We start from the raw sequence: 13,119 nt of genomic DNA, 5'->3' as shown, positions 1-13,119 counted from the left end.
GGGGGAAACGGTGGAGACGTCCGTGATCGAAGCACCAGGCGTAGGTGCACGCTGCTGCGCCGGTCATACTGAAACCTCCCGACGGCCGCATGACGACCCGGGCGCGCAAGGAGGTGCCGGACAAGGAAGCGGCCGCTGCAGGCCGGGTACGGCCTGCCTTCGGCAGTCCGGACGGCCCGGCGCCGGTCATGAGCGCTTGGTCGCCGCTGTCGCCGCTGTCGCCGCTGTCACTCCCACCGTATGGTAACGGCTGTTACCATACGGTATGGCGAAGACACAACTGGGCGCGCGCGTGGACGAGGACGTCGCGGAACTCGCGAGGAAACGCGCCGCCGACCTGGGACTGAGCATCGGCGACTACCTCGCCCGGCTGGTGCAGGACGACACCAGCGGCCTGCGCGCCCGCGCGGTGGACGCCGCAGCCCGCTTCCTGGCCGAACACCAGGCGCTCTTCGATGAGGCCGAGAACACCCAGCAGCCGGCTCGGGGAGCGCACGCGGCCTGATGGACCTGCACATCGACGTCCCCTGGATCCTGCAGGTCGCCGAGGCCGCCGGAGCAGGCGATCCGGCCCCCGACGACTACGGCGTCCCAGTCTCGGCGGTCGCCCGCCACCGGGCCGTCCTGTTCGAGCAGCCCGTCTACGACGGCCCCTACGCCAGGGCCGCCGCCCTGGTGCACACGCTGGGCCGCTGCCGCTGGCTGGAACGCTCCAACCTGGCCGTCGCCGCCGCCACCGGCGTGATGTACCTCGAGGCCTCCGGCATCACCGTCAAACCCGACCGCGAGCACGCCCTCGCCCTCAAGGACCTGCTCCTGGACCCGGCCTGCACCGCCGGGAAGATCGCCGCCCTGCTGCGGACCTGGCCCACCGCCACCTGAAACCCACAAGCCCGACACCCCTTGCCGCGGCTGGCCGGAGCAATACCGGCCGCGTGAGCCGAAGCCTCCAACGACCCTAGAGCTCCGGCCGGTACCGGGGCCCGGCTGAGGCCGGGCCGTTCACAAGGAGGGATGAGCATGCTGGCTGCAGCGGAGCGGGTGCGCTCCCGTGTTCGCGGCGAGGCCGAGATCGTGTGGCACATGCCGGTGGATCCCGCATCGTGCGACGGTGACTGCGACATGCACGACATCGCCTGCGGGGAGCCCGGCATCAGCGTGCCCGGCGGCAACCGCGAGGTGCCCGTCGACCTCCACGAGCCCGGGCAACGATGGTGCACCGCCTGCCTGAACGCCACGCGGCAGACGGTGTGAGCGGTCACCTCACGGGCCGGGCACCGGGCGAGCACACTGCCGCCGGCCGGCCATGGGTGCGTGAGCCCCGCCCGGCGGACCGGGACATGATCGCCGAGCTGGCCCCGATGGCACTGGCCGCCGGGGAAGGGGAGTACGACGCCTCGCAGTTCGCGTCCGCCGCCTGCGCGGACAGCGGCCGTATCCCCGTGTTCCACGGCACCGGGCGGGTACTGGTCGGCGGACTGCCCGGCACCCGCGAGCCGGCCGGCCTGCTCTACCTGCTGCCGCCCGTCCGCCTGATCACCGCACACAGCGACCGCGGACCCGCCGCACAGGCCCGGCTGGCCGCCGAGCTGCGGGAGATCGAACTGGTGGCCACCGCCACCCACGCCCGACGCGCGGGTGTGGGCAGCGCCCTGCTGCACACCGCGCACGCCCTGGCCGCCGACGACGGTGTCCGTGTCCTGCTCGCCAAGACCGCCGCCCATGACTTCCCGGTGCCGCGCTGGTGGCGCCACCGCGGCTACACCCTCGCCCGGCCCGGCCAGAACGTCCGCCTCCACCTCAAGCCCTCCCCATCACCTGCCACGACGGGCACAACGGCTACCGGCTGGCCGTGCGCCCCCTGACCGGCACGGTCACCGAAGACCGCTTTCTCCACGTCCGCCCCGGGAGGGACGCATGACGCCTGCCGAGGACGCCCGGCCGCTGCGCGTGCGCGTGCACGGCGGCCGGGTCGACCACCACGCCCGCCAGGAGCGGCCCGGACGCTGGCGGACGGCGTGCCAAGCCCGCCCCGTCCGCGCGGACGACTCCACCCGGCCGCTGTGCGGCACGCCCTGCGCCTGCTGCGCCCGCGTCCTGGCCGAGGAAGCCGCCCCGGCCGCGGCCGCCGCACGAGCACACCCAAGGGCACTGCAGCGCCAGGAAGCCGCCGAGAAGCCGTCCCTGCCCGACGGCACCCCCCTCTTGGCCGGGACGGCTCCCGCCGCGCAGCCGTCCTCGGCCGACCTGCCCGCCGGTGCCACGGACAGCGAACACGACCGGCGCGTACGCGCACGGCTGACCGAACTGGCGGCCCGGCGCGGAGGCACCGCCGAAGAGGTCCTCCAGCAGCTCAACGCCTACCTGGCCGCCGGAGAGCCCCCCGTTCCCCGGGCGCCGGCCGCGCCGGAAACCGGCCCCGCCGCACGGGAGGGCAGCCCGCGCGTGGTGGCCCAACGGCCCGCCGACGACACCTGGGGCGTGATCGGCGTGGCCTACGACGGACCACCGGCCGCGCCCCGCCGTCCCTGCGGCGGCACGGAACCCTGCCCCTGGCGCCGGGACGCACCCCGCGGCCAGTTCCCGCCGCAGGCCTTCATCCACTCCGCTCCCGGCAACCGCACCGGCGGCCCGATGGGACGGTTCGGCTGCCACTCCAGCACCCCCGCCCGGCCGCTGCTGTGCGCGGGCTGGCTGCTCGCCGGAGCCGACGGCAACCCCCAGGTCCTGGACCTGCTGCGCTCCGGCACACTGCCCCTGCCGGAACTCCCCGACGGCATGCAGGTGTACGGCAGCTACGCGGAGATGGCCGTCGCCAACGGCGTCGACCCCGCCCTGCCGGCCCTGTACCCAGGCAGGGAACCGGCGTGCGGCGAGGAGAACTTCGTCCCGATGAACGCTTTCAAGGAGGACCAAGAGCCGTCCCCGAGCGGATCCGACGACCGGCAGTCCGTCTGACGGTGCCCCGGTCTGCTCGCCTCAGACCGGGGCACCGCCGCGTTCGAGGTGGGCTCCAGACCGTGCTCGCCGGGTCGGAACATACCGGTGGGCTTGGGCAGCCCTCCCACGCGTCGGATGAGGGACGGCCTCGGTGCGGGGCTGCTGGAAGCGGACACGGCCCACGCCACCCGGCCCTTTTCCTACGGCAACCTCACCCATAGGCCACACGCGCCGAGCACAGGTATGACACCGTGTTCCCAGGCCCGGTCCGTCACCCCCGCCGTGGTGGCGGACCGGGCCTCTTCGTGCGGTCGCACGGTTCGGGGTCTGCCACAGCTGTCTGAGCCCTACCCCGCCGCGGCGGCGAAGTCATCTTCCGCGCCGGGACACCGGCACCCTTTCCGGCACCGGCACGCCATCCGAAGCGGCCCACGTCCCATCGCCCGCAGCCGGTCCTGCCCCCGCATGCGTTTCGCGGACCGGCTCCCGGCCCGGCACCCGTGGGGAGTCCGCGCCTGGGAGCGGGTTCACCCACCAGGCCTGTCCGACTCGTGGACAGATGATCGTATGATGCGGCCCCGGCCGGGGTAGAGAGGATGCCGGGCGCCTTCCCGCAGGGAAGAGCCCGCTATGCATCCCTGCCGGCCCCGCCGGCAAGACCGAAGGAAGCGGTATGGCCAGCGGCACTGTGAAGTGGTTCAACTCCGAGAAGGGCTTCGGCTTCATCGCCCAGGACGGCGGCGGACCGGACGTCTTCGCCCACTACTCCAACATCTCCGGCAACGGCTACCGCGAGCTGGTCGAGGGCGAGCCGGTCACGTTCGACATCACCCAGGGCCAGAAGGGCCCCCAGGCGGAGAACATCGTCCGCGGCTGACCACCGCCGGCCTGCACCGCCCTGTGTAGAGTGGTCTCACCGACGCGGGGTGGAGCAGCTCGGTAGCTCGCTGGGCTCATAACCCAGAGGTCGCAGGTTCAAATCCTGTCCCCGCTACGAAAAAGAGGGGGTCCGGCATCAGCCGGACCCCCTCTCGCATTCCTGCGCACGGAGCCGGGCGGGCCTGCGCCCGTGACTGCCGGGCGGGCACAGCCGCTGCCGAGGGCGGGGACGACGACGAGCACCCCGACCTGGACGAGCCGGACTCCTCCTCCACGGCGAAGGCCGCGTCCCCGCCGCCCGCGAGCAGATCCGCGATCACCAGCGGCAGCGGGCCGCCGACCACCCCGCACCCGCCCCCGGCCCCGGCCGGTCGGCCTCCCGCGACCACGGCCAGCAGCAGGCCACCGCGCACCACCAGCGCCGCCCCCAGGGCCCCGGCCGCACATAGAAGCTCCGTCGTCATGGCCCTCGCGCCGTCCGCCCGTTCATCGCTCGGGAGGCCCGGACCGGGGAGGGAAAACCCTGGATCTTCAGACGTTCCGCCGCGTCGTCCCGGCCCGCGACGCGAAGCGGGTCCGCGCCGTGGGCGGCGCGCTGCGGTCAGCGGGAGGCTTCCTCGGGCCACAGGACACGCACCGGGGTTCCCTGCCGTTCGGCGTAGGCGACGACGTCGGCGGTGCCGCCGTAGCCGCGGGCGGGCTTGCCGTCCCACACGGCGAGCAGTTCGTCGACGAGGCCGACGAGGATTTCGCTGCCCGCCATGTGAGCGTGTGAGTCGGAGGCGGTCATGCCGGTCTCGTGCACGTCGGCGGCCTGGCCGAGCGTCGGTCGTAGGTGGGGTGGTGCCAGTGGGGAAGGCTGTTGCGGTATTCGGCGGCGGGGATGACGACCTCGATGCGCCCGCCGTGTTCGAGGACCGCCTCGGCGAACCAGGAGTCGGGGCCGTCCGCGATGCAGGAGACACCCACCAGTTCGCCCGGGTCGTGCTCCTTGACCGTCTGGGACAGCAGCGCGCGTACGCGCCGCTCGACGTCTTCGCTCAGTCCGCGGTGCCCGGTGATCCCTACCCGCATGCCGTCCTCTCCCCTTACAGGTAGACGCCGTGGAGGCGCTCGTCGAAGTCCCGCACCACTCGGGGCGGGGACGACAGTGCCAGCGATCGGCGTACCGCGCGAGCCCGTTCCACGATCCGCCCGGACCGGTAGTGCAGGCCGGTCTCCAGTGCCCGCGTGGCTATGGCGAATGCGCCCTCGACGCGTCCGGCCGCCAGGTGCCCGGCGGCGATGTCGAGCAGGAGCAGGGCCCGCTGCTTGGCGTGGCCGGTGGCCAGGGCTTCGGCGTCCTCGCCCAGTACCCAGTCGGGCAGGCCGAGCCAGGCGCCGCGGGTGACGCGGTGGGCGGCCACCCTCTCCACGGTGAAGGAGAACACCCAGGGCCACGGCGGCAGCTCCTCCTGCCCGGGCAGGGCCTCGGCCGCCGCACGGGAGCGGACAAGTGCCTTGTCCGCCGACCGCCGGTCGCCTGCGGCCGCGTGGCCGAGCGCCTCGATACCGGACAGCCACGCGTCGGCGACGGCCGGGGCACGCTCACCCAGCGCGCGGCGGGCACGGCCGGCCGGATGGAGGGCTTCGGCGCCGTTGCCGGCGTGCGCCTCGAACTGGGCGAGGCAGCCGACTGATAGGCGGTGAGCAGCGGATCACCCGCGGACCTGGCCGCGCTGACGGCGGCTCCGCAACGGGCGCGGGCGGAGCCGTTGTCGCCCATGTCCCAGGCCAGCCACCCGGCAAGACTGGCCGCCACGCTGCCGACGGCAGCCAGCCGCCTGCGCTGCTCCTGCCCGGCGGTGCGGGCGGTGGCCTGGATGAGCCGCAGGTGCGCCTGTACGGCGTCCTCGAGGTCCGGGGAGGTCGAAGACGCCCCGGGCCGCCCGTCCATCACCACCGCGAGGTCCCGATGATCACCGATGCGCAGGACAACAGGCAAGCTGCGCCCGCACGGGCGGTGCTGTACGTGTGCGCCGAACGAGGCCTGCTCAACCCGCAGCCGGGCGCGCAGCATGCCGGGCAGAAGGGCCGCGTCTTCGCCGCCGCACGGAACATCACGATCATCGAAACGGGCCCCGGCCCCCACGGGCAGCCCGACCCGCTGTCCCGGGAAGGCTGCAGGAGGGGGCGGGAACCGGCCAAGCGGGGCGAGAAGGAGATGGTCATCGTGCGGTGGCCCACGGCCATCGCACCCAACCGGTCCCGTGAGCTGCGGCACTGCGAGATCATCGAGCTTCACAAGCAGAGTGTGGGCGTGCGCTGTTCCTGACCGCCGCTGCGGACGGGGGCGTTGGGATGACCACGGCGAGCATGCTGCACGAAAGGCACCGGCTCCTCGGCCGCCTGGTCCGCGACACGGTGTCCGGGCGGACCGGTGTGCTGCGGGCCGTCGCCCCCGACGGCGACGCCCCGAAACCGGTAGCCTGGTTGATCCCGAGGGGGGGCGGCATCGAATGGACGACGCCGCTCCGGGCGATCGAGCCGGTCACGGCGCCCGCGCCGGACCGGCCGTGCCGCGGGCGCTGACGGCCGGGCACCGAGGAAAGGTGAGCCGTGGTTCGGCAGGCAGGCGCGTACCCGCAGGTGCGGTACGAGGTGTTCGACTGCAAGCTGTGCCCGGGCAAGGGGTCGACGGCGGAGATCGCAGGCGTGGGCGAGCGGATGGCGCGGTGGAGGGTGTGCCGCTCGTGTGACTTCTGGCTGACGTGCGTGGGCTACCGGGCGCTCGGCGACCAGGACCCCGACGGCCGGCGCGTGCTGCGCGTCGAGGGGCGGCACTACATGACCTGGACCCAGGAGCAGGGCCGGCCGCCCGAGACCGGGTACACCAGCCGTGCCGACCGCCCGTACGTCCTGTTGGAGGACGAGATCGTGCGCAACGCGCGCTGGCTGTGGCTGATGGGCACGATTCCGGACCGGTTCCGCGAGCAGCTGCCGGACAACGCCCGCTTCCTCACGCCCTCATAACGACGGTAGGGCCGGTTTCGCGTGGAATGATCCGGGCCGGAAGCCCGTGCCGTGTACCTGACGGACCAGACGAAGCAGACCGCCGACCGGCACAGACCGACAGCCCGCACCAAGCACCGCACCGGCCGGCTCCCCGAGACCCAGGCCCGCCTGACTGCCGCGCTCCTCGACGGCGACCGGACGACCGAGGACGCCGTCCCCGCCCTCCTGGCCCGAACGCCCGCCCCGCAGCGGAGCGTTGCCCGGGCCCGTATGCTGCGCCAGTCCGGCGTACCGCCCGCTGAAGGGAAACAGCCCCGCCGTGTTCCAGCAGACCCCCGTCTACGACCGCCTCGTCGCCGAACGCGGCGACATCCCCGTCCAGGTCCGCGCTGAAGCCGACCGCATACACCGCGACCTCGCCCAGGTGCTGCGCCGGGCATCCGCCTCCCAGCCGAGCGCGCCGCGGAACGTCTTCGACCCGAAGATCCCTCCCGCCGCCCTGTAAGGACTCAGACTTCCCCCAGGGAGCCGGCCGTGCCGTGACCTGGGCAGGACGTGCGTCGTTGTCCGGGTGGTGCCGCCCTTTTCCTGTCGCGCTGTGACGGTGCCCGGCCGAGTGCCGCGTCAGCGCACGACCGACGCGGACGGGTAGGCCCCAGACGCGCCGCGTCACTCACAGCGCCCCGCCGTGGGGTCCCGGCCGCCCGACAGGTGCCGGATCGTGGGGCCGGCCGGAACGACGGCACCGCCATGACCTCACCCTCACCCGCGCAAACGCGCCCAGCGGCGCAGCGACCCCCCGCGGCCCGCAGCAGACCGTGGGCTTGCAGCAGATGCCGTCCTCCTCGTCGTCCAGCCCGGGGACATCCGGGCCGCGCAGCGGGCGCCGCACCAAGATCCTCCGCCGCCTGCGCGCGTGGATGAACCGGCAGGGACGGAGCCTCCCCGACCAGTTCCTGCCGGGCGCGGCCTGCAAGCTCGGCAGCAGCGCCGGGGCGGGTGCGGGATCCTCGGTGTGCAGACGGGCGACCCTCCACGCGAGGCAAGGTGCCCGGCCGGCACCCGACACCACACGCCCAGCTACGCCTGCGCCACCGCATCGAGGAACACCTCGCCGTCCGGACAGGGCCGACGGTGTGTCGGCCACCCATTCACTCACCGCGAGCAGGGATCGCGCTCCGGCGAGGACCGCGCAGGCCGTCAGTGCCAGGAGCGTCACGAGAGGGTGCCGTACTCCCCGCGGATCCCGCGGGCGCGGGACCTGCGCGAGGCGTTCCAGCAGATCCGGAAGATCGCTCCCGGATACTTCCGGATGCGGTCTGAGCTGTTCACGGCAGAGGAGACCAGAGTGGTGCGTCGGCAGGCACGGGCAGTCCAAGGTCACAGAGCGTGGAGAACTCCATGATCGCGGACGTCCGTGCCTGCTGTGTACCGAACCCTGCCCAACATGACGAGACGTCAGCAACTGGGTGTCAGTCGACTACGCCGAAGTCCTGACCGAGAGGGCGTGGTAGGACTCGACTTCCGGTTCGCGCTCCATCCAGATGTTGCCGACGCGGGGTCTCCGTTGTTGCGTTGTCGGACCATCCGGTTGATTTCCGCTGTGCTCTTCTAGATGCACGGCGAATGAATCGCCTTATCTCGCCGCCACCTCCCCGAAGGGGATATGGGCGATATCTACCGTAAACTCTCTTTTAGTTCCTTCATGCTACCCAACGCACCGAAATGCAATCGCCAGTTGATCCGCAACACCATGACGAGGGACACTACCTGGCGGACGCGTGTTCCCGACCGATCGGCACTCGCTTCAATATCCTCCCGTGAGAGTCATCTGAGACCATCTACCCAAAGATCACTGGGCAGTTGACCTCAGTGTTTCGTGGTAGTGTCCTTGCTCGGAGGGACAGTGCGACCTGAAAGGGAAATCGTGAACACGGAGAAGATCGCCGCTCGCCGCCTCTCGCTGGAAGAGGTGACGAAGCTCGGCGTGAAGGACAAGATCTTTGTTTCCGCCGACACGGCAGAACTCAAACTTCCCGACTGCTATGTCCCTGCTTTTCTGACCAAGTCCGGTGAGGATTTCGAGGGCGGTTCGATCACGGCGAGAACCGTATTCCAGGAAGAGGTCTCCTGCCTTCCCGACGACGAGAATGAAGCCGGAATCTACTTGGCCGACGAGAACGGCTCGGTGACCATCGAGGTCCTCCAGTCCGCCGGTGTCGTGCTGGACCTGGCGCTTTTCGTCCCCGGTGGGGACAAGGGGTCCCTCACGGCCCTTTACGCTGCGGTCCGGCAGGCGTTCGGCGCCGACATCGTGCAGATCTGGCGCCAGAGCCTCAAGGAGGTTCCCGACGTGAAGGTCGACATCTTCGAGGAGCAGATTCCCCGGGGACGCAAGGGGAGCGACAGCCCCAAGCGTGACCGTCGCGCGATCGACACCTACCCCACTCGTGCGGACTTCATCGAGTTCTCCGCGGGATGGAAGCCGGTCGTTGAAATTCACAAGCCGATTGTTGACGACACCCCGACCATCTGAGGCGGCGTTGCCTCTCGTCCCGGCCTGAGGGAACGCCGAGAACACATGCGCCGGACCCGGTCGGTCCCTGAGCGACCCAGGGAGCCGTCGGAAGATAACTCACGAACGCCGAAGCGCCGTTCCAAGTGAACGGGCTCGGGCGCGTACAACTGCGACAACAGGGCCTCCTGGTACTGCTCGGTTCGGTTCGTCCTCCCGGCTATCAAGGGGCCCTGCCTTCATGCGCGCAGGGACGGAAGATCACCCAACCAGGAACTCCGTTCGATTTGCCGGTTCCAAGATTGTTTGAGATACGGCTTCTGAGGAATGCGCTTTGCGCTGTCATTTATGTATCTCCTCGTACCATTTCGGGGCGTTCTTCTTGAAGTTGCGGTGTGGTGGTGTGATCACCCGTCCGCCGGTCTGGGCGCCCAGGCCCTGGCAGCCGGCGTCGGCGAGGATCTCCGCCGCGGGCCCGCCGGCCAGGAGCTTGACCAGCCCTAACTGGCGGGCGTGGGTGATGTCCGCGCAGCTGCCGGGCCTGGTGGGGCTGCAGAAGAGCACGCGGCCGCCCCCGTCCGTGACGACCATGGTCTTGACCGCGTTCTGCTTGTTCTTGCCAGAGATGAACCTGTCCCGGTCCTTGCATCCGGCTGCCGGCCGACGGACCGGGATCTCGGTGCCGTCGATAATCCCGGTCTCCCCGTCGACACAGAGGTGGTCGATGACCTCGGCCAGGGTCCACAGCCGCACCCCCGGGCTGACGGCGCACCCTCGCTCGGCGGGCAAGGGTGCACCTCTGCTGTGATTCCGAAAACGCCAGCCCCGTCTCCGTGCCGCGTCTGGAACGCAGCACCACCCGGCCCGCGTCGACGGAGACGGCCGCCCGGAACCCGTCCTTCTCCAGATAGCGACATGTCTCAGAGGCACCGAGTGGAAGGCCTGCTTCGCCACGGGCACAACGGCGGCGGAGTGCCGCGCGGTGGCAGGTGACACCCTTACGGCGAGACGGTCATCGCGCCTGGAGCCGGGGTCGGCTCGGCGTTCCGACGTCCCTTTCGCCCGCAGCGTCCCACCGGTCAGAAGGGCGTATGACCCGCCTCATCCCGCCAGGCGGGCATGGATGGCTTCACTGATGATCCGCACCGCACGGTCAACACCTCGCACCGTGGTCTCGGGGGAGAGCCGTTCGGATTCGTAGATGAACGCTGTGGAGCCGCGCCGGCTACCGCAGTAATCGACGATGCCGTGCTCGATCTGCGTCCGCAGTGCACTCTCGTATCCGTGGCGCTCGTACGCACCGGAGTCGTCGCCGGCGATGGGCAGAAGATGGGTGGTGAGGTTCTGCAGTTTCGGCCGCAGGCCCGAAGCGGGAGAGTGCTCGAAGGCCCAGCCGTTGACGAAGACACGGTCGATCCACCCCTTCAACAGTGCAGGCATCGACCACCAGTACACGGGGAAGACCAACACGAGATCGGTGGCACGCTCAAGACGACGGTGCTCAGCCATGACGTCAGCCGGATAGTTGCCGCCCTCGTGGTACGCCCGACGATCCGCCGGAGTGAACCGGGGATCGAACCGCTCCTCGGACAGGTCGGCAATCTCGACTGAACCGGGTTGAAGCGCTGCCTCAAGTCTTCCCAGCACGTAATGCGTCAGGGACCGGGGGTCCGGGTTGGCGGCGACCAGCAGGGCATGCATCGATGGCTCCAGTTACGTGAAGAACGGACGTTGACAAGTGGTGTGGATGTGCAGGAGGGCGCGCGGTGCTCCGCCTCCCGGAGTGCAGTACGCCAGGCCGGGGCCCGCGGGACTCAGCACCGCCAGGCTTCCGCTGCCGTGGCCCGCAGGACGAAGTCCTCGAAGGTCCGCGGCGCGCGTCCCAGCACGGTGGCGACGTCGTCCGTCGTCCAGGCGGCGACCCCGCGCTCAAGCAGCACGAACATCTCGGCGAGGTGCTGGGCCTCGTCCTCGCTCCAACCCTCCTGAACTAACGTCGCGGTGTACTCGGCCGGGGAAATGCGCCGGTAGACGATGGGCAGCCCGGACGCCCGGGAAATCAGCTCGACTGCCTCCGCCCAGGTCAGCCCGCGCGGCCCGGTCAGCTCATAGACTCGACCGGCGTGCTGGCCGGGCTCGGTCAGCACCGCGGTCGCCACGTCGGCGACGTCCTCGAGGTCGATGAACGGCTCGGGGACCGCACCTGCCGGAAGCGCCAGCTCGCCGGCGGCCAGCGGGACGCGGAAGGGGTGCCCGTCGAAGTTCTGGGCGAAGTTCGAGGCACGCAGGACGGTCCATTCCAGCGCCGAGCCGCGCACAGCGTCCTCGGCCGAGCGCATGTCCAGCCCGAACGCGGAGTCGCCCCAATCGTCGGCGCCGTGACCGGAGAGCAGGACCAGGCGCCGCACACCGGCGGCCTCGGCCCGCGCCACGAAGTCGTGCACCGGACCGGGCACGGGCGGGGGCACCACGTAGGCGATGGTGACACCCCGCAGGACCTGATCCCAGCCTGCGGGGTGGAACCAGTCGAACGGGGTCTGACTGGAACGGGAGGCGGCGCGCACGGGTGTGCCGCGCAGCCGCAACCGGGCGGCCACCCGCCGGCCGGTGTTGCCCGTCGCGCCGAGGACAAGAGTGATGTCGTTGCTCATGACAGCGAGTCAACGGCACGCACCCGGACGATTCCATGGGTGATAAGCCAGATTACCTGGGTGATCGTCTGAATCGTTTAGCCTTAGCGGGTGGATGCTTTCGGTGACCTACTGCGCGGAGTGCGGGCCCAGGGCTCGTTGTTCGGCAGCTCGACCCTGACCCCGCCCTGGTCGCTGCACTTCGTGGACGGCGCGCCGCTGACCTTGTGCACCGTCCTCTCCGGAGGCGGCTGGATCGTGCCGGAGCGCCGCCCGCCCGAGCGTCTGGGCACCGGCGAGACGGTGATCGTGCGGGGCCCCGCGCCGTTCCTCTTCGTCGACGAGGTGGGCACCCGGGCCGAACCCGTTGCGTGCGGCGCGTTCTGCTCGACGCCCGAGCAGGGTGGGACCCGGTACCGGCTCGGCTGGCACGACGCCGGTACCGGCGGGGAGGACACGACGACCCTGGTCGTCGGTGCCTATCCGGTGCGCGGCGAGATCAGTCGCAGGCTACTGGACGCGCTGCCCGTCGTACTGCGCGTGGGGTCCAGCGGCGGGCCCGACCCCGTGTGGGACCATCTCGCCGCCGAGGTCGCCGCCGACACGCCGGGCCAGCAGGTCGTCCTCGACCGGCTGCTGGACTGGATGCTGGTGTGCGCGCTGCGCGAGTACTTCGACCGGCCCGGCGGCACTCCGCCGGGCTGGTACTCCGCCGGGCGCGACCCGGTGGTGGGCGCCGCGCTGCGCCTGCTGCACGGGGAACCGGCAGCGCCGTGGACGGTTGCCTCGCTGGCCGGCCGGACCGGGGTGTCGCGGGCCACGCTGGCGAAGCGGTTCACCGACCTGGTCGGCGAACCGCCGCTGACCTACCTCACCCACTGGCGCATGACGCTCGCGGCGGACCTGCTGACCGAGCGCGAGACGGTGACTGTCGCGGAGGTCGCCCGCGCCGTGGGCTACTCCGACGCGTTCGCGTTCAGCGCGGCGTTCAAACGGGCCCGCGGCATCAGCCCCAGCGCGTACCGGCGCACCGCAACGACTCCACCCCCGTAGTCGGCCGGTACACTCCCATGACAAGTCCCCAGGCGTCCGCCCCCCTTCAGGGCCTCCCGCTGGTCAGCAAAATAGAGGTGCAACCGGCCCTCGAGTGTTCACCCCCAC

The 13,119-nt window shown here is 71.0% G+C and carries 18 protein-coding genes, 1 tRNA gene and 1 pseudogene; 14 read left to right on the top strand and 6 right to left on the bottom strand.

Translation table 11 applies throughout. The annotated features are described in order from the left end of the window. Positions 1 to 265: 265 nt before the first annotated feature. The 7 genes from GL259_RS01675 (at position 266) to GL259_RS01645 (ending at position 3,934) form a co-directional block, all read left to right on the top strand. Positions 266 to 505 carry a hypothetical protein gene (locus tag GL259_RS01675; protein ID WP_159528585.1) on the top strand — a complete coding sequence of 80 codons (240 nt, stop codon included), beginning with the start codon at positions 266 to 268 and terminating at the stop codon, positions 503 to 505. Then, complete coding sequence (locus GL259_RS01670) at positions 505 to 882, top strand: fic family toxin-antitoxin system, toxin component (RefSeq protein WP_159528583.1); 378 nt, start codon at positions 505 to 507, stop codon at positions 880 to 882. Before GL259_RS01675 ends, GL259_RS01670 begins: the two co-directional genes overlap by 1 nt. A 138-nt stretch (positions 883 to 1,020) precedes the next feature. After that, on the top strand, positions 1,021 to 1,254 hold the full coding sequence (locus GL259_RS01665) for a hypothetical protein (RefSeq protein ID WP_159528581.1): 234 nt from the start codon (positions 1,021 to 1,023) through the stop codon (positions 1,252 to 1,254). Between the two features lie 86 nt (positions 1,255 to 1,340). Beyond that, complete coding sequence (locus tag GL259_RS01660; protein WP_159528579.1) at positions 1,341 to 1,865, top strand: GNAT family N-acetyltransferase; 525 nt, start codon at positions 1,341 to 1,343, stop codon at positions 1,863 to 1,865. A gap of 52 nt (positions 1,866 to 1,917) precedes the next feature. Beyond that, positions 1,918 to 2,958: a DUF6283 family protein gene (locus GL259_RS01655; RefSeq protein ID WP_159528577.1), complete on the top strand. Its 1,041-nt coding sequence runs from the start codon at positions 1,918 to 1,920 to the stop codon at positions 2,956 to 2,958. Positions 2,959 to 3,613: 655 nt separating this feature from the next. Next, positions 3,614 to 3,817, top strand: a complete 204-nt coding sequence (locus tag GL259_RS01650; RefSeq protein ID WP_159528575.1) for a cold-shock protein — start codon at positions 3,614 to 3,616, stop codon at positions 3,815 to 3,817. Positions 3,818 to 3,860: 43 nt separating this feature from the next. Then, positions 3,861 to 3,934: transfer RNA gene (locus GL259_RS01645), tRNA-Met, on the top strand. A gap of 486 nt (positions 3,935 to 4,420) precedes the next feature. Here GL259_RS01645 and GL259_RS01640 read toward each other — a convergent pair. Together GL259_RS01640 and GL259_RS38285 are read right to left on the bottom strand one after the other, a co-directional pair. Beyond that, a pseudogene (locus tag GL259_RS01640) lies at positions 4,421 to 4,893 on the bottom strand (hypothetical protein). Positions 4,894 to 4,907: 14 nt separating this feature from the next. Further along, on the bottom strand, positions 4,908 to 5,225 hold the full coding sequence (locus GL259_RS38285) for a hypothetical protein (RefSeq protein ID WP_243762189.1): 318 nt from the start codon (positions 5,223 to 5,225) through the stop codon (positions 4,908 to 4,910). 126 nt (positions 5,226 to 5,351) lie between these two features. On the opposite strand from GL259_RS38285, the gene GL259_RS38280 reads away from it, so the two are divergent. From GL259_RS38280 to GL259_RS01615, 5 genes are all read left to right on the top strand, one after another. Then, a complete protein-coding gene (locus GL259_RS38280) occupies positions 5,352 to 5,498 on the top strand; it encodes a hypothetical protein (RefSeq protein WP_243762188.1) in 147 nt (48 codons plus the stop codon). Between the two features lie 275 nt (positions 5,499 to 5,773). Further along, positions 5,774 to 6,133 (top strand): hypothetical protein, encoded by a 360-nt coding sequence (locus tag GL259_RS01630; protein WP_159528573.1) that lies wholly within the window; start codon positions 5,774 to 5,776, stop codon positions 6,131 to 6,133. Positions 6,134 to 6,174: 41 nt separating this feature from the next. Continuing rightward, entirely contained in the window at positions 6,175 to 6,390 is a 216-nt protein-coding gene (locus tag GL259_RS01625; protein ID WP_243762187.1) for a hypothetical protein, read from the top strand. A gap of 27 nt (positions 6,391 to 6,417) precedes the next feature. Further along, positions 6,418 to 6,831 (top strand): hypothetical protein, encoded by a 414-nt coding sequence (locus GL259_RS01620; RefSeq protein ID WP_159528569.1) that lies wholly within the window; start codon positions 6,418 to 6,420, stop codon positions 6,829 to 6,831. Positions 6,832 to 7,132: 301 nt separating this feature from the next. After that, positions 7,133 to 7,318, top strand: a complete 186-nt coding sequence (locus GL259_RS01615; protein WP_159528567.1) for a hypothetical protein — start codon at positions 7,133 to 7,135, stop codon at positions 7,316 to 7,318. A gap of 168 nt (positions 7,319 to 7,486) precedes the next feature. On the opposite strand, the gene GL259_RS38275 is transcribed toward GL259_RS01615, so the two are convergent. After that, on the bottom strand, positions 7,487 to 8,032 hold the full coding sequence (locus GL259_RS38275) for a transposase family protein (protein WP_243762186.1): 546 nt from the start codon (positions 8,030 to 8,032) through the stop codon (positions 7,487 to 7,489). 708 nt (positions 8,033 to 8,740) lie between these two features. On the opposite strand from GL259_RS38275, the gene GL259_RS01605 reads away from it, so the two are divergent. Then, on the top strand, positions 8,741 to 9,349 hold the full coding sequence (locus GL259_RS01605; RefSeq protein ID WP_159528565.1) for a hypothetical protein: 609 nt from the start codon (positions 8,741 to 8,743) through the stop codon (positions 9,347 to 9,349). Between the two features lie 321 nt (positions 9,350 to 9,670). Here the strand turns inward: GL259_RS01605 and GL259_RS01600 are convergent, their stop codons facing one another. The 3 genes from GL259_RS01600 to GL259_RS01590 all read right to left on the bottom strand — a co-directional run bounded on the left by GL259_RS01600 (position 9,671) and on the right by GL259_RS01590 (position 11,979). Further along, on the bottom strand, positions 9,671 to 10,117 hold the full coding sequence (locus GL259_RS01600) for a transposase family protein (protein WP_243762185.1): 447 nt from the start codon (positions 10,115 to 10,117) through the stop codon (positions 9,671 to 9,673). Positions 10,118 to 10,429: 312 nt separating this feature from the next. Next, complete coding sequence (locus GL259_RS01595; RefSeq protein WP_159528563.1) at positions 10,430 to 11,029, bottom strand: NAD(P)H-dependent oxidoreductase; 600 nt, start codon at positions 11,027 to 11,029, stop codon at positions 10,430 to 10,432. A 113-nt stretch (positions 11,030 to 11,142) separates the two neighbouring features. Next, positions 11,143 to 11,979, bottom strand: coding sequence for an NAD(P)H-binding protein (locus GL259_RS01590; RefSeq protein WP_159528561.1), 837 nt, complete (start codon positions 11,977 to 11,979; stop codon positions 11,143 to 11,145). A 90-nt stretch (positions 11,980 to 12,069) separates the two neighbouring features. Here GL259_RS01590 and GL259_RS01585 point away from each other — a divergent pair, with 90 nt between their 5' ends. After that, a complete protein-coding gene (locus tag GL259_RS01585) occupies positions 12,070 to 13,011 on the top strand; it encodes an AraC family transcriptional regulator (RefSeq protein ID WP_159528559.1) in 942 nt (313 codons plus the stop codon). The last annotated feature ends 108 nt before the right edge of the window (positions 13,012 to 13,119 follow it).

It is taken from the genome of Streptomyces sp. Tu 3180 (assembly GCF_009852415.1).
In the GTDB taxonomy this organism is placed as follows: domain Bacteria; phylum Actinomycetota; class Actinomycetes; order Streptomycetales; family Streptomycetaceae; genus Streptomyces.
This window is presented reverse-complemented; position numbering and strand designations above follow the sequence as displayed.